Consider the following 24524-nt stretch of genomic DNA (forward strand, 5'->3'; position numbering starts at 1 on the left):
ACCCGAAAAACAGCGTTAGAAAAAATGAAAAATCTACAATTTAAACCCCTAAACTTTTTGTACTTGGTTATTGCCTATGTGGTACTTGGTACCGTGTTATTTGGCCCTAGCCCAATGCTAGTTCCTGCAGCGGCAGCTTTAGCATTTGTAACAGGTACTTTGGTATCTATAATGCCATTTAAAAGTGTTTTAAACGCAATTCAAGTAGAGATATGGCAGAACCATATAGAGGAGGAGTTGTTTAAGGACAATACCTTTTTAAGGTTCTCCCACAATGCAGATGCCAATGTAATTAATAGTAAGGTAGTACATATACCGCAGTCTGCAGGTTCTGGTAATGTGGTTAAGAATAGAAGTACGGTGCCCGCAAGTGTGCGCAAGCGTAATGATACTGATGTAATCTATCTGTTAGACGAGTTTACCACAGACCCAGTATACATACCGCATGCAGACACTAAGGAATTGTCCTATGACAAGAGAGCTTCTGCCCTTGGTGAGGATAGAGACAAACTGGTAGAAGTAGTTGCAGAAGAAACTATCTACAACTGGTTAAACAGCGGCGCTCATGGAACCTATGCGGCTAGCAGCTTTCCAGCGGCCAATATATTAGCAACTACAGGAGCAGACGTAGCCAACGGTGCTACAGCACCAAATGCCACAGGAGCACGTAAGGCCTTTAGCATTAATGATTTGCAAAGAGCGCAAACGTATTTCCGTCAAAATAAGCGTTGGTTTAATGATAAGATGTATGCCATGTTGCCTCCAGATATGTTGGCGCAGGCATTCCCAGCAGATAGCCAGGTAACGGCCACTTACATGCAAAATGTAACAGAAGAGGAGCGCAGAATGGGTGTAATACTTAAAGCGCAAGGCTGGAAGATTTTGAGCCGCTCCACCGTAACTAGCGTTACAGCTGCTAATGCCGTTAACCCAGTGGGTGCTGCAGGTGCTGCAACAGACGATAATTGCGCCTTATTCTGGTATTCAGAAGCGGTAGAGTTTGCCTTTGGCGGCGTAGAAGCTTTTGAGAATATTGGCGACCCACAATACTATGGAGATATCTACTCTTTCTTAGTACGTTCTGGTGGGCGTGCAAGAAGAGCAGATTACAATGGTATTATGTTAATGAAACAGGCTAAGACAGCCTAATTTTTGAGTTGGTTAGTTAATTAAGGGTCTGCCCACTACTGCAGTGGGCAGATTCCCCTACGGGGTTTTTATGAGAAACATACGCTACATAGTATTGCATTGTACAGCAACACCGCAGCATACCAGTATAGCTAGCATAAAAAACTACTGGACCAACTTTTTAGGGTGGAAGAACCCAGGCTATCATTTTATAATTGAGCCAAACGGTGCGGTTACCGAATTATTACCGATACAAGAAGTAGCCAATGGGGTGCGGGGCTACAACCAACAGAGCATCCATATAAGTTATATAGGCGGCATAGACCCAGAAGGGGCCCCTAAAGATACTAGAACACTAGCACAGTGTATAAGCATGGCCCGCCTGGTGGCACAATACCAGAAAACATTCCCAAAAGCCAAAGTGCAAGGCCATAGGGATTTTAAAGGGGTTAATAAAGCCTGCCCCAGTTTTGATGTAGCAAAATGGCTTGCAACTTGGATGTACTGTCATGAGAATTAGTTGGCCAAACGTAATAGAAAATAGCATTTACATTGCCCTTATAGGTGTGCTGGTCATCATAAGCAACCAAGTAACCATTGCCAATTTTGAAGGTATGGTACAGGCCTCCATAGCAAAGGAGACCACAAAAATAGAGAACACCTTTGAGACCGAAATTAAAAAGCTCAAAGCCAAGCATGGTGGTACTGTAGATGTACATGTAAAACCTGCTATAGATAATAAAGCCCAAACAGTTGTTCAAAAAGATAGCGTGCCACATAAGCGCACGTTTTGGCAGAAAATATGGGGTAAAAACAAAGCTAAAAATTAGGATATGTCTAAAGTTATTGAAAAAGCAAAAGCAGTATTGGCCAACAATGGTCTAGAAGAGTGTTATGCCACTAGTGATGGTGTAATATTTATAGAGAAACACCATGCAGATTCTCACGCCCAACGTTTTCCTACAGGGAAAAATAAGGTAGAGACCTTTACGGCGCTAGAGTTATTAGAAAATGCCGAAGCAAGAATTAAGGCGCTTAATAAAGCAACTAAAGATGATGAAGACCTAGAAGCATTAGGTTTTGAAGAGTTGAAAACGCTGGCCACAGAAACGTATCAATTAGATATTACAGGTCTAAACAGTAAAGATAAGCTAAGAGCAGCTATACTAGAAACAAAAGCAAAAGACCTGGAGGTAAACACAGAGGAGTAACCCAAAAAAACCATAAAACATACGCCTTATGAGCAAGTATAAAATTGGCTTTGAAAGCCTTAAAGTTTTTGATATTAATGCCACTACAGGCTTAGCAGAAGCGGGTACAGAGCTAGACTTAACCCAAGATGTGCTAAGAGATACCTTTGATTTTAATGAGGAAGATGGCACGGATACAGAGATTTATTCAGAAATGAATAACACACCTGTAGTGTCTTTTTCAGAGCCCGGCAAGGAAACACTCTCTTTTGGCCAGATGGATTGCTCTGTAGATAAATTGGCGGCCTTTGCAGGGGGTACGGTTACCGATAATGGAGATGGCACTAAGACCTGGGCAAAGCCAGATAACCAAGCGGGTATCTACAAGCGTATGGAGATTACCACTACAGATGGCGCTGTTATGGTAGTTGCTAGAGCTAAGGTAAAGGCGTTAAAAAACCTGCAGTTCCGTAGAAACAATATCTGGACGCTAGACTTAACCTTTACGGTAGTAGCTCCATTGGTAGATGGTGTACAAGCACTTACGGTTACAGACCCTGCAGATGCGTAATGAATAAAGATAAAGATGGCGCCATCACAGAGATGTTGGCCGCCCAAACCATACTACAAAGGGGCGTCAAGTTTAAAATTGCCGCCCCTTTTTTTATAAGGTGGCTTAAAAAGAGTGTTACCATTACCGTAACCGCTCCCTATTACGGCACCTTGTTGCGTATAAGTGCCTACTATTTAAGTACAGGCCTTAAAGATGAAAAACTAGACCAGCTAAGCGTAGAAGAGAGCTTGCAAATTATGGCGGTGCATGGCACCACCATTGCTAAGGCAGTGGCCTGCGCAATGCTTAATGGTAATTGGTCTGGCAGACTATTTACCAAGCCTCTGGCCTGGTATTTAAAATGGCATTGTAAGCCTGCAGAGCTATTGGCCTTAACGTCTGCCCTATTGGTGTACGGGGGCAGTGCGGATTTTATGAGTACTACCAGATTGGTAAGAAGTTTAAAAGTGACAACGCCAAATCTGGGTCAGACACCACAAGGGAGTTAAGGCAATACGGCCTACATAGCCCTTGGGGACTGTTGCACCAATTTATAAAGGAGACAGGGCATACCTGGCACCAAGTGTTGTGGAGGGTAAACCAACCCAACCTTATGCTAATGTTGGCAGATGCCATACGTTTTGAAAGGCCTAATGCAGACCAAGAGCAAGAACCACAAGAAGAGGGGACGCTACAAGATTTAAAAAATAAACTTAAAACCCGTAAGCCCAATTAATGGATTTTGAGCCGGTAGACATAGAGTTTTTAATTAACGAGCCAGAGGTGCGTAAGAACGCCAAAAAGGTTAAAGACCAGATAAAAGGCATTGCGGAAGACAGTGAGGACGCTGTGCGCCAGGTTAACAACCAAGTAGAGCGTCTGCAAAACGCTACTGGAGCTTCAATTACGCAAAATGCAGCTGCGTTACGCAATCAAAGAGCCCAGTATGATGGTTTAGGCAATAGCCTTAACCAAATAACTAGGGAACTACCTGCCTTTACCTTCTCCATGCAAACGGGTTTCTTGGCCATTAGTAACAACTTACCCATTTTAGCAGACGAAATTGGGCGTATAAAGGCACAAAACGACCTTCTTGTTGCTTCTGGTAAAAAAGGCATACCTGTATGGCGCCAAGTAGTTGGTAGCCTTTTCTCCTGGAATACTGCATTAAGTTTAGGCGTTACCTTACTTACCATCTATGGTCCGCAGCTGGTAGATTATTTTACCAAACTTTTTAATGGCGGCAAGGCCATAGACCAGGCCAAGGCCAAACAAGAAGCGCTTAACAAAGCCTTTGAAGATGCCAACTATAAAACAGCTATTAAAGATGTAGTAGAGGTTGGTGCCGCTTTTGCCGGAGCTGCAACAGATGTAGATAAAAAACGTAAGGCTTTAGAGTTGTATAACGATAAGTTTGGCGATGCACTAGGCACTGCCAACAACTACAACCAAGCAGAGCAGTTGTTTAGAGAAAAAAGTGATGCCTATGTAAGAGCACTGCTTTACCGTGCTGCAGCATTAGCTGCTGTTAACGAGGCCAGCGCCAAGCTTATAGAAATAACCAAAGAAGAGGACCGCCTAAGTGAAAAAATAGAAGCCAAAGGCGGCACACGTAGTGCCACCTCTACTTTTGCTACCAAAAAACTTAGAGAGGAACGCAGCGACTTACAACGAGAAGAACAGCAATTAAACACCACATATAACCGTATTATAAATGGTTTAAACCAAAAAGCAGATGCCCTGGTAAAAGCTTTTGATTTAAAGTTAGAGGATGGTTCTGATAAAGACGCCCTAAAGCTAGTAAAAGAGCGTAAAAAATTATTAGACCAAATAGCTGCATTAGATACGGAATTTGCAAAACAGCAATTAGATAAAGATGGGCAAGAACTTAAAGCGTTAAAAGATAAATTTAGCAAAATACGTGCCCTGGTTCAAGAGTTCAATGCCAATCCAAATAATGCCCAAGTCAAGATTAATCTAACGGAACTAAATGCACTGGAGGCCAAGAGTTTTGACCAATTGTACTACCAGCAAGAAACTCGCTTTTTAAAAAGCGCTTTAGAAGAACAAAAGCAGCTTTATGAAGACTATGCGGAGTACGTTAAAGATTTTGGTGTAGCCAAAGCTAAAGAGGAATTCAGTGCCAGGCTTGGAGCTTATGACACTTATTTACAATTGTTAGAGCAAAAGGTGGTAGAAAACCAAGATGCCTTTACAGCTGTAAATAACGGTACCGCAACGGCGCCACAAGCAGAGCGGGTACGTTTACTAAAAGCAGCTTTAGAAAAAGAACAATCTGCACAAGCACAGCATTACCAAGAGTTATTGGCTAGTCTGCAAGATTATGAGCAACGCCGCACCCGTTTGGTTACAGATTACCAAAACCAACGCCAATTACTATTGGCCAATGGTAATTTTGCAGAGGCAGACCAGCTTAAAAGAAACTTTACTGCAGATTTAGCAGATTTAGATGAGGCTTATGCCAAAGGTACAGAAGAGTATAAAGCCTTGATACGTGGCGTAGAGGGCCTTAGCACAACAGCAGCAAGAACAGTAATTGCCAATGCCCGTAAAATGGTAGAGGCCTTACAAGCTGCAGGTAGATTAAGTGCAGATACCGCTGCGGAGATCAATAGTAAAATAGATGAGCTAGAGCAAAATGTAGATGCTGGTGTGGGCCAGAACTTTTCTAAAATAGCCCAACAAGCCAAAGAGATTGGCGGTGCCTTCCAAGCCCTAGGGCAAGAAGTTGGGTATTTTGATGAAGGCCTTGGAGACACCATTGAAACCTTGGGAGAGGTGGTAAATGTTCTAGGAGATGCTGCAGAAGCTGGAGCACGTTTTGCCTCTGGAGATATTGTTGGTGGTATTGCCAGCTCCCTAAAAGCTATAACCGGTTTATTTTCCATTGGTCGCAGAGCCAGAGAAAGCAGAAAGCAGGCAGAGGCAGAACTATTGAGGCTGCAGCAAGAGATAGAAGATGGTGAGCGCCGCCTGGCAGCGCTACAGAGAGAGCGCAACATAGCTAAGGCAGAAGAGGTAGAATTAACGCTTAAGGGTCTAGATGCCCGTAGGGAAAGCCTTAAGCTGGCCCAGCAAGAAATTGCCATAGACCAACAGCGCCTATTGGCAGAGCTGCAGCAAGAACAGTTTATTACCAATAGCTATACAGAAAAGTACGGCGGCTTTTTGGGTATTGGCCGTAAAACCAGAGTGGTTAATGAGTATGAGGACCTCCTGGGCAAAACTTTTGAAGAAATAGAAGCCTTGTATGAGAAGGGCGTGCTAACAGACCGTGCAACGGAACTGTTTGAGCAATTAAGGGATTTGCGCCAAGAGGGGCAAGATGTTAATGCGTTGCTTGGCGATTTGGAGCGCCAAAGCCAAGAATTGTTTACGGGTACCACGGCTACTGGTATAGCAGATAGCATTATAGAAGGGCTAAGACAAGGCTATGATAGTTTTGAGGATTTTGCAGGCGATATTGAAAAACTACTGCAAGGCGCCATTTTAAACGCTATACGGTACCAAACCTTAGAGGAGCCGCTACAACGCTTGTTTGAAGAATTTGCGGCATATGCAGAAAGTGATGGTGAATTAACCCAAAGCGAGGCAGACGCCATACGTGCGGCTTACCAAACCCAAGTGCAGCGTGCGCTAGACCAATATGAGCAATTGAGTGATGTGCTAGACCTAGACCAACTAGACACCAGTGCGGCAACGGGCTTGCAAGGCGCTATCCGAAGGGAATTGACAGAAGAGACGGCCAGCGAGCTTACGGGCTTATTTAGAGGCCAGTTTGATATTACCAAACGTCATTTTGAACTGCATGAGCGCCATTTTGAAATTGACCGGCAAAACCTAGACGGCACCTTACGCTTATTGGCTTCTAGTGAAGCTATACGGAACAACACCGCCCTAATGGTGGTAGAGCTACAACGTACGGTGGCAGAGCTTATGAGTATCAACAAGAACACAACCAAACCCCAAACCCAAAGAGATTTAGGTAAATAATGTATAGTTTAAATAACATATCATTGGCAGATTATGGCATACTACCAGGGAGGGCTCCAGGCAGCAATATTGCGCTAGAGGGTTTTTTGGATATGCCAAAACGCCTGGGTAAAACTTTTCACGATTGGTTGGGAGAGGAAGGTATTGAGCCTTATGTGGCTGCAGATGAGCTGTTTTTTGATAGCCGTACCCTATCTTTTTACGGCTACATAAAGGGAGCCAATAAAGTAGATTGCATAGAAAAGCTCCAAGAACTATACACCTCTATTGCCCGCCTAAATACTTTGGTAACCCTAGGTACGCAATGGGGAGATTTTGAGGTATACCTAAAAGACCGTATTGTAGTAGACTATCTTAAAGAGGGTTATGCAGCCATTAAAATGGTGTTTGAACAGCCTTTAATCACTATTCAAAACAGGGAGTTACCGGCTGCCAACAGTGTGGCTACTTATAATATAGACCGCATACCCTTTAGTGCCTTTAGCTGCTTTGTAACCAAATTGAACGGTAATTATGACCGGCCAGAACTCAAAGAAAGTTTTTATACCAGCTATAATGCGCCTGGCTATCAGTTAACACAAGTTGGCCCTTTGGAGGTAACCATGGAGCTGTATTTTACCGCACCAGATTTTTTAACCCTAAAGGCGAATATAGAATTATGGCACCAAATGTTAACAGCACCTGGTGTACGCAACTTAAACATAGACGGCACAGAGCGAGACTGTTTTGCGGTGGATGGTTTTACCGTTAATCAAGTAAGGGTGGTAACAGGTAACTGTATGGCCCGCCTGCGGGTTAAACTGCTCTTAGCTTTTGCTGGCAAGCCAGTAATTACTCCGTACCTAATAGAACCTAAAGGAATACAGCCTATTGCAACCGAGCAAGGCGAGTTCATCATATTTAATAACCTAGAAGAATTTACGCTGCTAGACCATAAAGGTAATGTGATTACGGATAGTGGCGATTCACCCATAAAAGTACCATAACATGCCAGGGAGTAAAGTATTTTGGAGCGGAATGCTCAAACGGGCCTTTAATGAGCTAAAGCTATCAGATAAGCTAATTATTGGTAACATAGACACCTTAGACCCAGATTATGCGGATATAGAGGATCTAAGAGACTTTATAATTATGTCTCCCCTACGTAAAGCGGGCTACCGATGGATAAAAGGAGAAGGTAATAAAAGCAGACAGAATTGGGAAGTTGGGGATGAGTTTATAGGCGTAGGAACCCTATTCCCTGGCTATGTAGTGCATGGCTACATAAAAAATGCTGCTATGACCAATTTAGAGACGGACGTAACCTTATTAAATGCCACACCATTATGATAGTATTAGCCATAATAATAGCAGTTCTGGCCTTGTTGGTAGCCATAGCCGCCTACAGAAAAAAAGAACTTTATAGAGAAGAAACCGAGCACGCCATAGTGCATAGAGATAAAGACAACTATATAATTAACAGTACAAAAAAATGAAAAAGTTAGTAGCAATACTCGTATTTACCGTATCCTTATACGCTACAGCGCAGGTGCCAGGCACACGCCCAATAATTAAGAGTGCCATATATCTACCACAGGCAACGGCACCCGCCAACCCAATGGTAGGAGAAAAATACCTTTCTACAGATGGGCAATACTACCGCTTTACTGGAGCGGAATGGGTGGTAGATGTAATAGGTGGGGCAGACCAAACAATAACCCTTGCCAATAACGTATTAACCCTTAGCAATGGCGGTAGTGTAGATTTAACCCCATACTTAGACAATACCGATAGCCAAACTATTACAGATTTTAGTTTGTCTGGCACTATTCTAACGCTAACTATTAGTGATGGTAATACGGTAACCGTTGATTTGAGTGGTATTGTAGGTAACGGAAGTTTGCAAGACTTATCCTTAAATGAAAATCAACTAAATATCACGGGTGGTGATGGCGTTAACCTAAGTCCTATAACTAGCATAAATAGAGCTGAACAAAAATGGGTAATTTTTGGAGATAGTTTCAGTTCTTTAAGTACAGACGATTACCCTTATTATGTAGTGCAAAATCTGGGAATGGACTTAGACAATGTAGAAACCCATGCAATAAGTGGTGGCGCATTAACAAGTACATTAGGAGCCTTAGACGCTTTACCTACTGGGTATTTTGACGATAAGGATTTGGTAACGCTGCATATCGGTACTAATGACTATTATGGCAATAGAATCGTAGGAGACATGTCCATGGCTGCAGATAATTCTACAGCGGTTTTTATTCAAAATTTAAAGTATTTCGTTGAGACAGTACAGGCTGCAAAGCCTTCTGTTGAGATTGTTTTAATTACTCCCGCCAAGACGTGGCAAGCTGGTAACACTTACTTGGACAGAAATAATAAGGGATACTTTATTAAAGATTACGCGCAAGCAATGAAGGATGTTGCGAGCGCTTACGGTTTATCTGTCATAGACGTTTATAGCAAGTACCCAATTAATTCACAAAATTACACGCTGTATTCTACGGATTTAATACATCCTAATGAAGTCGGTAAGCTTGTATTAGCTGATGTTGTATCTAGTGCTTTAAAATCAAAAGGGCATCAATATGAAACCTCTAATCAAGAATTAGATTATTCTAACATTAGTTATGGTGGGGTAAATCTTTTTAATAAAGAAACTGTTACTGATGATTTATATATGTCTGCTACAGGATATACTGTAGCAAGCGAAGTATATTGCTTAAGTGATTTTATACCTGTTATTGAAGGTGAAACCTATACCACAAATCACGATATAAGATTTAGTACATTTTTTAATGGTAAGCGTGACGGTGTTATATCTGGTGGGCGTTCAGGAAATTCTTCAGACCCTTTTGTAATACCAGAAGGAGTAAAATGGATTAGAATTACATTGCTAAAAACTTATAAGGAATATTTTCAACTTGAAAAAGGTTCATTTTCAACTGGATTCAAAAAATATAACCCTCCAATACATTTGTTTTATGATAATACAGATAGTAATTTAAAAGAAAACACAGTAAAAAAAGCCATAGATGAGTTAGCTAATTTTGACCATGCAACATTATTTCAAATAGGGAAAAATAAGTTTAATAAGGACACGGCAGAAAGAGGCAGGTATATGTCAGACAATGGCTTTGAAGCTGCTAATACTGCTTATGATTTAAGTGATTTTATAAAAGTAAAAGAAGGTGTTGAATACCAACCTTCGCATAATATAAGATACTCTACTTTTTTTGAAGAGGATAAAACTACAATTATTTCGGGCGGTAGGTCTTCTTTGTCTGATGATTCTTTTATCATACCAGCTAATGTCTCTTATATAAGAATATCAATACCTACGGAAGATTACGATAACTTTCAACTTGAAGAGGGTAACATTAAAACAAATTATGAGGTTTATGATGAAGGTCTTAAAATTCCTTTTAGAAGTAAAAGCGGCCTTTCATCCACTAACGTACAAGATGCAATAGATGAAATAGCGGCAAGCAGTACAGCTACAACGGGTAGCCAATACTACCCAACCACCGTAACGTCTAAAAAAACGCTCACGGATGCAGACTTTAGCGCAGCGGCAAACTATAAAAGTCAACTCTTTAATGTAACAAGTGACACCTTAGAGTTAGGCGATGGCGTTACGGCTACCAATTACAACAAGGCGTTAATGGTAATACCTAGTAGCGTATCAGACAACGCTTACATAAAGCCTGTGGATGGTGATACTTTTAGAATCCTAAACACTAACACGGCTTTTACCGCAGATGGTATTGTACTAACAGGCAACGAAGTAGCAACAATATTTAAAGTAGATGCTAACACGTGGATAGTTAGTGCTAGCGCCTACACGGAGCATAATGAGGTGGCTGATGCTGTTGGGGCTTTTGATTGGCAATATGACTTTAATGCGGAAAGCACAAGCCTTGGAACTTTAACAAGTTGGTCTAATGACGGTAGTGGAGTAGTTACATCAGCAACGCAGGGAACGGCGGGTAGTCAACCTACGGTAATAGATGAAAGTGGACGTAAGGCGGTGCAATTCGATGGCGTAGATGATAAGTTAAGCATGGGTACGCCTTCGGATTTAGATTTTAACATCGGTACGGACACAGGTACAATTATAGTCGTCATAGGTGATGATACAGGCACGACGGGTAGTATTGTTGGTGATAGGGCTACGGATAGGAATATAAACATAGGTAGGCTTTCAGCTACTAATATGTTAACGCAGATTGGTGATGGAGGACAGATAAATGCAAATTACACGGGTACGGATTCAGGTGCATTTATTTGGGAGGTTTCTTTTGATGATTCAACTGTATCAACATATCTAAATGGTGTGTTGCAAGATGATGCTGTTAGTCAAGTTACAGGCGAAATTTCATTACAAGAATGGTTTATAGGAGCAAGAGCTTCCGACACATTCTTTAACGGTTCAATTAGGCGAATACTAATAAAGAGAAACGCGCAATTGACAAGCGGAGAAAGAGCAGCTCATATAACACAATTAACCAATGAAAACCTATAGATGAAGTGGTTATTAATCATATTACCGTTTGCTTTAATAGCGCAAACAACGCCTGAAAACTTTTATTATACGGACGTTGAAAGGACATTTGTAACTTTAAAATGGGATGCCGTTAGTGGTGTAAACGGTTACAATGTTTACAAGGATGGTGTAAAGGTAGGCAGTACAACTAACACTACTTACACAGTAACAGGATTAACTACTAATAATAATTATGATTTATCGGTTAGCAGTTTCATTGGTGGAACTGAAAGCGATTTAACAACATTACCTAATATTAGAACTGGTTTATATCCTGATGAAGAGTTATTAACCGCAACAGGCTATAGTTACGTTGCACCACCGTCTAACACAAGTCCTTATATCAATGTTTTCGGTTTAACCGAGCGTAAAGTTAGCCAAAGAAGTGTTTTAGGTGATAATCCAGAATTGGAAAAAGCATACGCAAAAGAACCGCACTGGTCTAGAGATGGCACCGAAATGCGTTCTAATATACCTTTTGAGTTCTACGATGCTTCAACCTATGCGTTAAAGACTGATAGAACAGTAAGTAATGTATGGGGGTATTGGGATGATAACAGGAGTATCAATCTTAACGACAATAGATATAGGGAGCGTTCACCAGACGGTAGTACCCTTACAGTGATTAGAACTTTTAATTATGATGCTAATAGCATAGCACCAACCGCAGAAACCACCCCTAGTTGGGATGGTAGGTATTGGGCGTTTGAAGGTACAAGAAGCGGACAACGCTACATGTTTACCTATGATGCTGTAAATGATGTTGTTTTTGGTGAAGTAGCTATTACAGATTTAGGTGATGGCTTTACGTCCGTTAGTGCTTATGGCAACTACGCTATTGTTGTGGCTCAAAATAGCGCAAGCGATTATATGCGAGTTTACGATTTGCAAACCCTAACCTTGTTACATTCTAATCTAACAGCAGATATAGGTCATGCAGACCACCAAGTAACCATACAAGGCAATGAATGTTTTGTTGGGCGAGAAAATGGTAATCTTGTAATGTACGTTTTGGAAACGGGCGAAAAAATTACAATTCTTGGTGATGTTGGCAATTCAGACACATTTGAACTTGGTCATGCTAGTGGAAAGAACTTTGACCAGCCCGGATGGATATTCTGGGAAGATAGAAATAACGCTACGTACGCTTCTGTTTCTGATCCAACGGCTCAGAGGGTATATAGAAAAGTAATAGCTACTTGTTTAGACGAGAATAAAACAGGCTACAATAGTGTGCTTAATAGAGTGTACGCGCAGATTCATATGGAAGAGAAAAACAGCTTTGTTGCCACGCCAGACCCAACAGGACAAAAGGTAGCTTTTAACAATTATTCAGATAACACTAGTTACTCTAACATGGAATTTTATGTAGCCCAAAGAACAACGGGGGAAAATACAACACCACCTAGTAACGGGGGCGAGGTCGCTAGTATAGCAAAAACAATACCAATTTTAATCAATAATTGATAGTATGACAGACAAAATTAACACCGCAATACAACCGATAAAAGAAAATCAGTTTGTACGTAGATTTTTAAGAACCTTAACCGGGTTGATCCTGGTAAACTTTACGGCCTATATATTATACCATACCTGGTTTACCGTAGACATACCTATGGGAGCAAACAAATGGTTGTTGGTAATTGGATGTATCTCTTGCTGGGCAGCATGGGAGGCGGCATTAAAATGGCTTAAAAGAAAACTAGAATAGCATGAAAATACCATCCGGAGTACTGCAATGGTTTAACCAATTACCTATGTGGGGTAAATCTGCCATACGTTCTGGTATCATATCAACATTGGTTATTGCTGTTTTTCAGATAGGCAATAGTGCTAGAAAGGACTATATAATACTGGCCAAAGAAGAGGTAATTACCCAAAACAGAAAGCAGATACAACAACTAGAGATTGTTAATAAAAACAAGGATATTGAGCTAGAGCGTTTGCGTAAAGAAAACCTAGAGCTTAAGATAGACTATGTAAAGCTCCAAACGGCATTTAACAATGTACGGGCAAACACGGATAACATGCCCTTAGTGTATTGGGAAAGGGAAACGGGTACAGAGCTTTTTACCTATGTAAATCCAGCTTTTGAACGGCAGGTGCTAGAGCCACTAGGGTATGATAGACATGATATACTATACACTAATGGAGCGCAGATTTTTGGTAAAAAATATGCCAGCCAGTATTTAAAGTCTTTTAGGTGGGTGGTTAAAACAGGTAAGATATATGCCGGAGTTGAGCCCTCTAAAGATGTTACGGGTAAAATAGTAAGCTGGAAAAGCACCAAATTCCCTATTTACGAAAGTGGCGAGCTTAGCCGTGTTGGCGGTATTAGCTATAAGGTAGAACACAAATAAATTAAGATTAATGCAACTAACCATTTATCGCAACGCTGCAGCTGTTGCTACTATAAAAATTGACCAAAATACCGTCTTTACCAACAAATTGATGGGAGAGCACAAAATAGTAGTAGATAGCTACAGCGCATTGCCCCTGCCTATACGCATAGGGGATTACGTGGAGTATAACAATGAGCGGTACTATATTAATCAGTTGCCAACAGAAGAAAAGCTAAACAATGTTAGCTATAGGTATACTATTGATTTTGAAGGCCAGATTTACTTTCTATACAACAAACTCTTCTTAGATGAAGGTGCAGCAGATTTTAGCTACACCGGCACTCCTTTGCAGCATCTACAGCTGTTAGTGGCTAATATGGCAGAAATAGATGCAGAATGGGTAACCGGTACGGTAGAAGATTTGCCCGCACAAACTATTACGTATAATAGTGATAGTTGCCGTACGGCTTTAACCCGCATGGCAGAAGCCTTTGCCCTAGAGTATAGAGTGGCAGATAAGACCATTAACCTTAAGAAAAGTGTTGGGGTAGAAACTACGCTTACCTTTCAAGAAGGGCGTGGCCAAGGGTTGTATAGCCTAAAAAGAAATACAATTAATGATAAAAGCCTGGTAACTAAAGTTTATGGCTTTGGGGCTCGTAAAAATATTGATTACGATTACCGTAATGGGCTATCTAGATTGGTTTTTGAAGATAGATTTTTAGATAACAATACCACACTTTACGGTATTAGGGAAGGGTCTGTAATTTTTGAGGATATTTACCCTAACCGCACAGGAACCGTTACGGCAATAGACCCAACAGACCCTTTTAAATTTACAGACGCAGATTTAGATTTTGATTTAGACGAGCAATTACTGGAGGGCACTACAGCTAAAGTTATATTTAAAACAGGCTATTTAATTGGGTATGAATTTGAGGTTAAACGCTATTTAAACGGCTCTAAAACAATTGAATTATTGCCTTTTGTAGAAGAGAACGATTATGAGCTGCCCAATACTAATTTTGCGCCGCAGGTAGGAGATACTTACACCTTTGTAGACATAAAGATGCCCCAGACCTATATAGAAGCTGCAGAGGCAGAATTGGAGCAGCGCACCCAAGAATATTTACTAGAAAATAGTGTGCCAAGGGTTGTTTATGATTTGGAGATAGATGAAAAATATGCCCGCAGCAATAACATTGCGTTACGCCCAGGAGATTTTATAAAGGTAATTGATGTAGATTTAGGTATTAACACCTTTATACGAGTAAGCGAGGTTAGCTATCCCCTGCCAAATCCTTATCTAATAACAGCTACCATTAGTGACACCATTCCTTACACCATAGAAGAGAGGTTAATTGCAGACAGTGTAGACCAGCAATATATTGTTAACAATGTGGACCGTAAACGTGCAGAGCTGTCTAGGCGTACTGCAGGCAGATTTAGGCAATTGCAAGACTTGGTTTTTGATCCTGATGGCTACTTTACACCAGAGAACATACGCCCACAGAGCATTGAAACGCTAATGTTAAGTGTGGGTGCTAAAAGTCAAAACTTTGGCCTTAGCGGTGTTGTGCTTAAGCCCAATAATAATGGTAATGCCAATAGTTTCAATATTACTGCAGGTAAGTTGGTGCATTATGAGATTGAAATTGATGGCCTTGGTTATGTTTGGGATATTGACCCCTTTGATATAGCTGGCTTATTACCAGATAAAGATTACTATGTCTATGCCCGTTGTAGCCGTACAAGTCTAACAGGTACATGGCAATTGGCTGTAGCGCCACTGCCTTTAGAATATGAGGTTGGTTATTACAATTTTAACGTGGGTATTCTGTATGCGCCAAAGGATGGGTATAGGGATTTTGATTTTACCAAGGGCATGACCTACATCACAGGTGATACCATTACCACCGGCACCATTAAATCTTTAGATGGCCTAAACTTCTTTAACCTTACTACGGGCCAATTTAAAATAGGAGACAATAATAGCTCATTAGATTGGAATGTTAGTGCTCCGGATAGATTAACTATAAAAGGGAGTATACTGCAAACCCCAGCAGGAGAAGCTATAGAACTTGTTAATTATAGAGGTCTTTACAGCAATACAACTGCTTATGCGCAATATGATTCTGTAACCTTTAACGGTGAAACCTTTGTAAAATACAGTGCAGGTTCTGTTACAGGTGTAGCGCCTAGCAATACCACGCATTGGCGTATTTATGCAGCCAAGGGCAGTGATGGTCCGCAAGGTGTTCCGGGTACTCCAGGAGAAGATGGGGTTACCTATTACACTTGGATAAGATATGCAGACAATGCCAGTGGTTCCGGCATTAGTAATAACCCAACGGGTAAGAAGTATATAGGTTTTGCCTACAACAAAACAACGCCAACAGAGAGCAATATACCATCTGATTATACTTGGTCCCTAATGACAGGGGAAGGTGTTCCAGGCCCTCCAGGTGATGACGGCCAAACACTATATACTTGGATAAAATACAGCAACAACAGTAATGGCAGTGGATTATACGATGCTCCAAATGCTAATACCCAATACATAGGTATTGCAGTGAATAAGACCACGCCCACAGAGAGCAATACGCCATCTGACTATACGTGGTCTAAGTTTAAAGGAGAAGACGGGCAAGACGGCCAAGATGGCCAAGATGGCCAAGATGGACCTGGTATTGTTTTTAGAGGTGAACATAGCAGTACTACTGCGTATTACAATAATAGTTTGCGTAGAGACGTGGTTAGGCGCTCTGGTATATATTACTTATACAAAGGCCCAAACGGTGCAACAGGGAGCTTTAATAGCAGCCAGTGGGATAATTTTGGAGCGCAATTTACAGCTGTAGCAACAGATTTACTTTTGGCTGAAAATGCTACTATTGCAGATTGGCAAATACGTAACGGGTTAATCACTTCACAGGATAACACAGCAAAATTATACGGTTCAAAAGGGCGTATTTTACTTACTGGATCTAACACAGGAACGTATGATGATAAAACTTACATTACGGGCGAAGGAATCAGAGTTGTCGGCTATGGAGTTTCTAGTTTGCAGCCAAATTCTGTTAGTTATAATAGTGATGGTGATGAAGTTAATGGTTATTCTACCACTCAAATGGGAACAATAAACGGTTTTACTATTAATAACGGTTTTCAGTTTACAGCCGGAGGTAAAGCTGCAGGAGTTATTGGAAAAAGTTTATATGATACTAGATCAAGCCTTGGGGGTTATTTCACAAGCTTAGAAGCGAATAAACTTTACTTAAGGGGCTTATATAATTATGTTATTAGAATTTCTTCATCAAGGACTATATTTGACTTTGAAACCTTTATTGTGACAGTTCACACTAGCAGCGCAATACAAGTAACTTTGCCTTCAAATCCTGAAAGTGGTCAGCAGCATATAGTTCTAAGGTCTGATAATGGTGGCGTAGTGGTAAGTGGTAACGGTAAATCAATTAATTATAGAGATTCAAGAACCTCAACACGAGATATTGGCGCCGTAGGGGAATCGCTTTTGTTTATTTACGACGGGGTTTATTGGCAGGCAATGAGCATGTTTAAATAATATAGTTAAACATTTAAATGTCCATTAATTGCCCTTTAAAAGCAATTTGCAAAAAATGCAAAATGTGTATTTTTAGTACTTTTCAATTTTTAAAAATGTACTTTTTAATTTTCCGATTATACTAAAGTCATTTAAAAAAGAAGAAAGAGGGAGGTGGTAAAATCAACAAAAAAGCCTCAAAATCGTATGATTTTGAGGCTTTAAGTACCTTGGGTGGGAATCGAACCCACACGTCCGAAGACACTGGATTTTGAATCCAGCGCGTCTACCAGTTCCGCCACCAAGGCTAAACGGATGGCAAAAGTATAAAATTAATTCAATTTAAAAACCAAATAATGATAATTATTCTTTAGCAACCCAGATTAATGTGTAAATTTGCAGCGATTTTAAGCAGGCATATTTTTAAGTTAACATGCCTGTTTTCAATTTTTAGCAATGCCGTATCAAGTTCCAGAACCGAAAATTTTTGCCTGCTCCCAGAGTACCGCTCTAGGAGAAAAAATCGCAGCTGCCTATGGGGCAGAGCTAGGAAACATTAAATTCTCTAGGTATAGCGATGGAGAATTTCAACCTTCTTTTGAAGAGTCCGTTAGAGGGGCCAGAATCTTTATCATAGGTTCTACCAATCCCGGACCAGAGAACTTAATGGAAATGTTGTTAATGCTAGATGCCGCAAAACGTGCTTCTGCGAGACACATTACTGCGGTAATGCCTTATTTTGGTTGGGCTAGACAAGATAGGAAAGACAAGCCTAGAGTGCCTATTGCAGCTAAACTAGTTGCTAAAATGCTAGAGACTGCTGGTGCCACAAGGATTATTACTATGGATTTGCATGCAGACCAGATACAAGGTTTCTTTGAAAAACCTGTTGACCATCTGTTTGCCTCCACTTTGTTCTTGCCTTATTTAAAAGAACTAAAACTAGATAATCTTTGTATTGCATCGCCAGATATGGGTGGTTCTAAAAGAGCCTATGCCTATTCTAAAGCTCTAGAGAGTGATGTTGTTATTTGCTACAAGCAGCGAGAAAAAGCCAACATTATTTCTAAAATGGAATTGATTGGTGATGTAACAGGTAAAAATGTGGTTTTAGTAGATGATATGGTAGATACAGCCGGCACCTTAACTAAAGCAGCAGACCTAATGATGGAACGTGGCGCACTAAGTGTACGTGCCATTACTACACACGGCTTACTTTCTGGCAATGCTTATGAAAGAATAGAAAAATCTGCTTTAAAGGAATTAATCATCACAGATTCTATTCCTACCAAGGAGAATTTTAATAAGATAAAAGTATTGAGTTGTGCTAAATTATTTGCAGATGTAATGCATAGAGTACACCATAACACTTCTATATCTTCTAAATTTTTAATGTAATTTTTTAATAAATAGATAAAATGAAATCGATTACTATCAAAGGATCCCAAAGAGAAAGCGTGGGCAAAGTAGCAACTAAGGCCTTACGTAATGCTGGAAAGGTCCCTTGCGTTATATACGGAGGGGAATCACCGATACACTTTTCAGCAGAAGAGCTATCGTTCAGAGATTTAGTCTACACTCCTAACGCGTATACCGCTGTAATTGAGTTAGAAAATGGACAGTCTATCAACGCTGTGTTGCAAGACATCCAATTTCACCCAGTAACAGATAGTATCTTACACATAGACTTCTTCCAGTTGTTTGATGACAAGCCTGTGACTATGAATATTCCTGTTCGTTTAGAGGGGAACTCTCCAGGTGTTAGAAACGGTGGTAGATTGTTGTTCAGAAACCGCAAGCTTTCGGTTAAAGCATTACCTAACTTATTACCAGACGAGATTGTTGTAGATATTTCTAAACTTAAAATTGGTGGTAAAGTTGCAGTAGAAAGCCTAAGAGTAGATGAGTATACTATTATGCAGCCGGACAACATTACCGTGGTACAGGTTAAGGCCTCTAGAAACGCTGCTGTTGGTTCTGACGAAGACGAAGAAGACGAAGAAGGTGGTGAAGCGGCAGAAGCTTAATCCGCTAAAAATTTATAAAAAGAGCATCCTTTTCTTAAGAAGAGGATGCTTTTGTATTTTTAAGCCATGCTGAAATGGTTTTTTAAACAAAAAAAAGAAGTTTCTATACAAATTACAGAAACAAACCCCATGAAAAAATTCTTGATTGTAGGTTTAGGAAATATTGGTGCAGAATATGCTAATACGCGACACAATATTGGATTTAAAGTACTTGATGCTTTAGCCGAAGAAGAACAATTTACATTTGAAAGTGCCAAGCTTGGCAGTGTCGCCACTTTTACTCACAAAGGTAAAACAGTCATCTGCTTAAAACCATCTACTTACATGAATCTTAGTGGCAAAGCTGTTAAGTACTGGATGGATCAAGAAAAAATACCGCTTAACAACGTATTAATTATAACCGATGATATTCATCTAGATTTTGGCACCATCCGTTTAAAAGGCAAAGGCAGTGATGGCGGGCATAATGGCTTAAAAGACATACAAAATGTACTACAAACCAGCACTTACCATAGGTTTAGATTTGGTGTTGGCGCTAATTTTGGCAAGGGTAAACAAGTAGACTTTGTTTTAGGCAAATGGACCGCCCAAGAAGAAAGTGCTTTGGTAGAACGTTTACAAAAATCTACAGACTTAATACGCTCTTTTGTCTTTGCTGGCCCCAAAAACACAATGAATCTGTTCAATAACACTTAATTAGAACACTTTAAAGTCTAGCACTCCAGAATCCGAAGTATTGCCTTCGCTATCTGTAGTAATAACTCGCCAAAAGTAAATAGTATTTTCTTCTGCATCAACTACGGTTTCCATTACCGTTGCATCTAAAGTGGCTACTAGTTCTAGAGGTGGATTTTCCGTAGAAAAATACACTTTATAATTTTCTATATCTTCTTCCACATCTGAGCCGTACCATTTTAAAGAAACTTCGCCAGCGTTATTCAATTGTATCGTACTCCCAGAGATAGGAGCTATTACTTGTGCAGGAAAAGGAGCATAAGTGGTTTGCGCCCCTGCATTGTAAAAGAGCCAATTATCACTAGTAGCTGTTTCGTTAGAATCATTAGAAGAAGACAATACAGACCAAGAATAAGGAGCTCCCTTATCTATTGCCACACTAAGGCTTGTATTCATAGTATTGAATGCTTGTGGTGTATTGGTGTTTAAATTTATAATTGTTAACGTATATAAATCCGTATTAGCGCTGGGTTGCCACTCAAAACGCACTTGACTTTGAGTTGCATTTAAAGAGACTCCCGTAGTACATTCCGCATCTTTATCTGGAAAAACTAATAAAGCCTCCTCTGGTGCAGGCGGTGGTCCATCGTCCTTTTTACCACATGCAAACACAATTAAGAACAATAGTAGCGCTAAAAGTTGTTGCAGTCTCATCATCGCTTCACCACTTTAACTGTTTTTGAATTTCCATTCCCAACAATCTTTAAAAGATACACACCATTTGCAAGGCCATCCATCTCTAGGGTTGCAAATCTGTTTTCTAAAGTTTTATTTCTAACCCAAAGTAACGTGCCATCCATAGCAAACAACTGCAGGGACACCTGTTTTGCTGGAAAACCGACCCATACTTGAGCTTGGCTCCGAACCGGGTTAGGCACTACATTGGTTGTTGTTGCTACAAAAACTGTTTCTTTATACACCCCTTGACATTCTTGTAGCGTACTCACTTTTATATCATTCTTTCCATTCACTAAAGGCAATTGATAAATTGAATTATCCGTCTGATAAAGAACCCCGTTTAGCTCTATGGTATAAAAATTGGCACCAGACAACTGCAATTCTAAGAGCGTACCTTGTTGCAATTCACTAGTTAAAACCTCTAATAATTCTGGCTCCGTTACCACAACTTCAAAACACTTTTCAGTATAATTCACGGTACCATTTGTACCTACTATACAAAGTTGATAGGTTCCTGACGAAAGCCCTTCAAAACTAACTTCTTCTGTAAAATCTTGTATCAAATTATTAGCCCCACCAGTAATCGTCGCTGTATAATTCAACGTTGTATCCGCAGCAGTCACAGAAACCATTCCATCTTCTGCATTAATACAAGTTTCGCTAGCGATTGCCACGGTAAAATTATTGGCCGCAAACTGATTTATAGCACAACCACTAGTATTTACTGGTGTTCCTTTTGGCGTACCCAAACACAAATCGTCCCCATCATCAAACACACCGTCCCCATCTTCATCTGGCCTAAAAATACCTTCTACACAAACCTCCATAGAAAAAGCCACCAGTTCACCACCATCAGATGCCGCCGCATCCTCTATTTGCAATGTCCATTCTCCTAGCAAAGACTCTCCATTAAAAGAAGCTAAAGACCCAAAAGGTTGTAAATTACCACTGATAGCAGGATTGTTTCCGCAACTAACGGGGTCACCACCATCTTCAAAAACCGCCACAATATTATTGCTACTGCCGCATGCTTTGGATACCAAAACAACGCTTGTACCGTTAGGTGAAATTAAGCGTAAGGTTAAATCTTCTAAAAACGTATGTGATAATTCTACCGCTACTTTCAAATCTGCCACCTTAACGTCTTGAAAAAAAGCTATTTTAGAGCTAACAGTCACCGCATTTTCTGACGGTATTTCTAAGGGTAAGAAATCGGCATCAAAAGTATCACAGTCTACTATAGAAGTCGTAAATTGATGTACCGCGCCAAAAACCCCTTCACCACATTCATTTTTTGGCTTAACGCGCCAGAAATATGTAGTTTCTGGCAGTAAGCTAGTAAGCTTGTAACTATTGAAATTGACTGTACCTAACGAAATGATATTTGTAAACATAGCATCCGTAGCCACTTCTACATCATAAGACTGATGGTTAGCCGTACCGGTCCATTCTAATGTTGGGCTTAACGTAATGCCTGCCGCTTCATCCGCAGGAAAAACAGGTGAAATTCCAGTAAATGCATCATCCAATACCAAAACTGTAACCACTACTGATGTTGTTATACTATTGGCTGTAGCCACAATCTCAACATTGTGGTAACCCGCTGGTACGCTTGCCAGATTATCTAAAGTTACTGTTACTGGGGTATTATTAGCGGTAACTGTAGGCTCAGAAAATACAGCAGTTACCCCAGCCGGACCATTAATACTCAATGTAGCTGTTTCTGCAAAACCGTTGTAAGCTTCATACACAAAAGGAATCACTAAAGAATTTGGCTTGCAAACCTCATAATTTAAAGCATCAAAATTTAGGACAACATCTGTGGATGTCACAGTAATCGGCGCTTTATTAACGGCAAAAAATATGGTATTTACCCCTTTTACCATCACCCGTCCGTTTGTAGTGTTGACCCCTGGCATCTGCACTTTAGCTGTACCTGTATTAGGCACTCCAGACACTAATAAATGGTCATAAGATAAGCCTCCATTATCAGAAAAGTAAATAGCTACTTCTTCTGCGTTGATTGGCGCTACATTGGTATTAGCAACATCCCAAGAAATAGTTTGCACACTCCCCGCCTGGTAGGTTTCTTGTGACATCTGGGAGGTGACCTTAAAAGGCCCTGCACCATTTACCACGCTTACAGCTACCGTATCTGCTGCTATTTGACCTCCATTAGGATTGTTATCCCTTACGGTAACCGCAAATTTTAAATTCCGCTCTACAGTAGAGACGGTTTCCCAGATAGAATCTTTAGTGGGTAAGGTCTGGGTTAATAGATTTCTCGCCACCCTAGAAAGTCTGGGAAAATACCTTGTTGGACTAGCTGTTGGAGGAACAGACCTAAAATTAGCACCAGAAGAATTTTCTGGACCAAAGGTTTCTGTAGTTACTACTCCATTATTTATTTGCTCCCAGGCATAGGTTAGCATGTCTCCATCTGCATCTGTAGCAGATGCTGTAAGCGCAAAGGCAGTTCCCTTGGGAATTATGTAATCGGTTTGCGATGCAATTACAGGCGCCTGATTCGCTAGAACCACTTCTTCTGCACAACTAGTAGTAGCAATAAAGTCTGTAATTTGAGCAATACTTGCATGATGAAAATAATCACTTCCGCTTTCTGCTACATTATTTCCTTCCACTATACCTGCATACCCCATTATTGTAGTACCACTAGCAGGTTCCATTTGCACCCCTGTCCCTTCGGTCTCAAAAGACCATGTGTGATTTGCACCAAATTGATGACCTAGTTCGTGCGCTACATAATCCAAATCGAACGCATCCCCAGACGGCTCTTGTGCTGCAGAAAAGGCGCTCCCTTTACTTGCATCCTTACAAACCGAACCAATAGACCCTGCATTGCCGTTATCATTGGCAACATGAAACAAGTGCCCAACATCATAATTTGCCGCACCAATTACAGCATTGATTGTACTTTGTACTTCAGAATTTAAACTACTACCATATGGGTCCGTATCCTTATCCGTATAAATAATTTCATCGTTATTAGAGATTAGTTCTAGCGTGATAGCCAAGTCTCGCTCAAAAACCATATTAATCCTAGTAAGCGTCGCATTAATAGCCGCTAAAGCCCCAGCCTTTGTACCACCAAATTTTGCGGTGTATTCCCCAGTAGCAGAAACCGCTATTCTAAATTTACGCAGCGTTTGGTCTTGCACTAAATTTTTAGACCAATTGCTAGTAACCAATGCTTTACCAAATTCGTATGGCGTTTTACAAATAAAATTTTGGATTTGCCGTGATTCTGTATTTCTATCATGCACATGATATAACGTATCCTGAGCTTTATCTTTTGCTAAAATTTGCACCTCACCACCTGTAACATCAAGTACTGTAGCATCTACTGCGAGGGGAGTTACACTTATTTTTGCTCGGTACAATTTGTCTAAACTTTCCGCAGTAAATGATTGTATTTCTGGATATTTCTTTGCCAAATCTGGATGTAAAATCCCAGTTTCTCTTACCTTAAAAGGCACTAATCCTTTATTTTTTACAGGCAAATACACAAAAGCTTTCCCTAGCTTGGCCTTACCTATCAATGTACGGAACTTAGATTCTTCTAATTGGTAAAATTCTGATGAATTGTTCTTGCCTGCTATTGTTGTAGCAGTCTGAGATACAATAGGTTTCCAATAATCCGCTTGGGACCAACTATAAAAGCTGATAAAAAATATGGAAATTGATAAAACAAGGTGTAACTTAGCTCTCATCCTAAAAAAGGGGCGTATTACTATCAA

21 protein-coding genes and 1 tRNA gene are annotated in these 24524 nt (G+C 40.4%); 19 read left to right on the top strand and 3 right to left on the bottom strand.

From position 1 onward, the window contains the following. Positions 1 to 24: 24 nt before the first annotated feature. The 16 genes from HCO57_RS07270 (at position 25) to HCO57_RS07340 (ending at position 17347) form a co-directional block, all read left to right on the top strand. Complete coding sequence (locus HCO57_RS07270; protein ID WP_245167554.1) at positions 25 to 1149, top strand: hypothetical protein; 1125 nt, start codon at positions 25 to 27, stop codon at positions 1147 to 1149. A gap of 70 nt (positions 1150 to 1219) precedes the next feature. Further along, a complete protein-coding gene (locus HCO57_RS07275; protein ID WP_167988468.1) occupies positions 1220 to 1648 on the top strand; it encodes an N-acetylmuramoyl-L-alanine amidase in 429 nt (142 codons plus the stop codon). Further along, on the top strand, positions 1638 to 1958 hold the full coding sequence (locus HCO57_RS07280) for a hypothetical protein (protein ID WP_167988469.1): 321 nt from the start codon (positions 1638 to 1640) through the stop codon (positions 1956 to 1958). The genes HCO57_RS07275 and HCO57_RS07280 overlap by 11 nt, the downstream gene beginning before the upstream one ends. Before the next feature lie 3 nt (positions 1959 to 1961). Next, on the top strand, positions 1962 to 2339 hold the full coding sequence (locus tag HCO57_RS07285) for a hypothetical protein (RefSeq protein WP_167988470.1): 378 nt from the start codon (positions 1962 to 1964) through the stop codon (positions 2337 to 2339). A 28-nt stretch (positions 2340 to 2367) separates the two neighbouring features. Continuing rightward, positions 2368 to 2889, top strand: coding sequence for a hypothetical protein (locus tag HCO57_RS07290; protein WP_167988471.1), 522 nt, complete (start codon positions 2368 to 2370; stop codon positions 2887 to 2889). Continuing rightward, positions 2889 to 3380 carry a hypothetical protein gene (locus HCO57_RS07295; protein WP_167988472.1) on the top strand — a complete coding sequence of 164 codons (492 nt, stop codon included), beginning with the start codon at positions 2889 to 2891 and terminating at the stop codon, positions 3378 to 3380. Before HCO57_RS07290 ends, HCO57_RS07295 begins: the two co-directional genes overlap by 1 nt. Positions 3381 to 3484: 104 nt before the next feature. Then, positions 3485 to 3607, top strand: coding sequence for a hypothetical protein (locus tag HCO57_RS16740; protein ID WP_262887813.1), 123 nt, complete (start codon positions 3485 to 3487; stop codon positions 3605 to 3607). After that, positions 3607 to 6885: a hypothetical protein gene (locus HCO57_RS07300; RefSeq protein WP_167988473.1), complete on the top strand. Its 3279-nt coding sequence runs from the start codon at positions 3607 to 3609 to the stop codon at positions 6883 to 6885. Before HCO57_RS16740 ends, HCO57_RS07300 begins: the two co-directional genes overlap by 1 nt. Beyond that, the gene (locus tag HCO57_RS07305; protein ID WP_167988474.1) at positions 6885 to 7871 is read left to right on the top strand and encodes a hypothetical protein; all 987 of its coding nucleotides are present in this window, start codon (positions 6885 to 6887) and stop codon (positions 7869 to 7871) included. Before HCO57_RS07300 ends, HCO57_RS07305 begins: the two co-directional genes overlap by 1 nt. Position 7872: 1 nt before the next feature. After that, positions 7873 to 8214: a hypothetical protein gene (locus tag HCO57_RS07310; RefSeq protein ID WP_167988475.1), complete on the top strand. Its 342-nt coding sequence runs from the start codon at positions 7873 to 7875 to the stop codon at positions 8212 to 8214. After that, positions 8211 to 8360 carry a hypothetical protein gene (locus tag HCO57_RS07315; RefSeq protein WP_167988476.1) on the top strand — a complete coding sequence of 50 codons (150 nt, stop codon included), beginning with the start codon at positions 8211 to 8213 and terminating at the stop codon, positions 8358 to 8360. Before HCO57_RS07310 ends, HCO57_RS07315 begins: the two co-directional genes overlap by 4 nt. Next, on the top strand, positions 8357 to 11401 hold the full coding sequence (locus tag HCO57_RS07320) for an SGNH/GDSL hydrolase family protein (RefSeq protein WP_167988477.1): 3045 nt from the start codon (positions 8357 to 8359) through the stop codon (positions 11399 to 11401). The genes HCO57_RS07315 and HCO57_RS07320 overlap by 4 nt, the downstream gene beginning before the upstream one ends. Next, entirely contained in the window at positions 11402 to 12889 is a 1488-nt protein-coding gene (locus tag HCO57_RS07325) for a hypothetical protein (protein WP_167988478.1), read from the top strand. It abuts the gene before it with no gap. 4 nt (positions 12890 to 12893) lie between these two features. Then, a complete protein-coding gene (locus HCO57_RS07330; RefSeq protein WP_167988479.1) occupies positions 12894 to 13133 on the top strand; it encodes a hypothetical protein in 240 nt (79 codons plus the stop codon). Position 13134: 1 nt separating this feature from the next. Continuing rightward, complete coding sequence (locus tag HCO57_RS07335) at positions 13135 to 13782, top strand: hypothetical protein (protein WP_167988480.1); 648 nt, start codon at positions 13135 to 13137, stop codon at positions 13780 to 13782. Positions 13783 to 13792: 10 nt separating this feature from the next. Further along, complete coding sequence (locus HCO57_RS07340; RefSeq protein ID WP_167988481.1) at positions 13793 to 17347, top strand: phage tail protein; 3555 nt, start codon at positions 13793 to 13795, stop codon at positions 17345 to 17347. 205 nt (positions 17348 to 17552) lie between these two features. Here HCO57_RS07340 and HCO57_RS07345 read toward each other — a convergent pair. Further along, positions 17553 to 17634: transfer RNA gene (locus HCO57_RS07345), tRNA-Leu, on the bottom strand. Positions 17635 to 17782: 148 nt separating this feature from the next. Between HCO57_RS07345 and HCO57_RS07350 the strand changes: the two genes are divergently transcribed. The 3 genes from HCO57_RS07350 (at position 17783) to pth (ending at position 20049) form a co-directional block, all read left to right on the top strand. Then, a complete protein-coding gene (locus HCO57_RS07350) occupies positions 17783 to 18724 on the top strand; it encodes a ribose-phosphate pyrophosphokinase (protein ID WP_136949348.1) in 942 nt (313 codons plus the stop codon). 20 nt (positions 18725 to 18744) lie between these two features. Next, entirely contained in the window at positions 18745 to 19353 is a 609-nt protein-coding gene (locus HCO57_RS07355) for a 50S ribosomal protein L25/general stress protein Ctc (RefSeq protein WP_136949347.1), read from the top strand. A gap of 66 nt (positions 19354 to 19419) precedes the next feature. After that, on the top strand, positions 19420 to 20049 hold the full coding sequence (pth, locus tag HCO57_RS07360; protein WP_167988482.1) for an aminoacyl-tRNA hydrolase: 630 nt from the start codon (positions 19420 to 19422) through the stop codon (positions 20047 to 20049). Here the strand turns inward: pth and HCO57_RS07365 are convergent, their stop codons facing one another. Next, positions 20050 to 20745, bottom strand: a complete 696-nt coding sequence (locus HCO57_RS07365; RefSeq protein WP_245167556.1) for a hypothetical protein — start codon at positions 20743 to 20745, stop codon at positions 20050 to 20052. Further along, the gene (locus HCO57_RS07370; protein ID WP_167988483.1) at positions 20742 to 24497 is read right to left on the bottom strand and encodes a reprolysin-like metallopeptidase; all 3756 of its coding nucleotides are present in this window, start codon (positions 24495 to 24497) and stop codon (positions 20742 to 20744) included. Before HCO57_RS07370 ends, HCO57_RS07365 begins: the two co-directional genes overlap by 4 nt. Positions 24498 to 24524: the final 27 nt, after the last annotated feature.

The organism is Croceivirga sp. JEA036 (assembly GCF_011882165.1).
Lineage (GTDB): Bacteria > Bacteroidota > Bacteroidia > Flavobacteriales > Flavobacteriaceae > Croceivirga.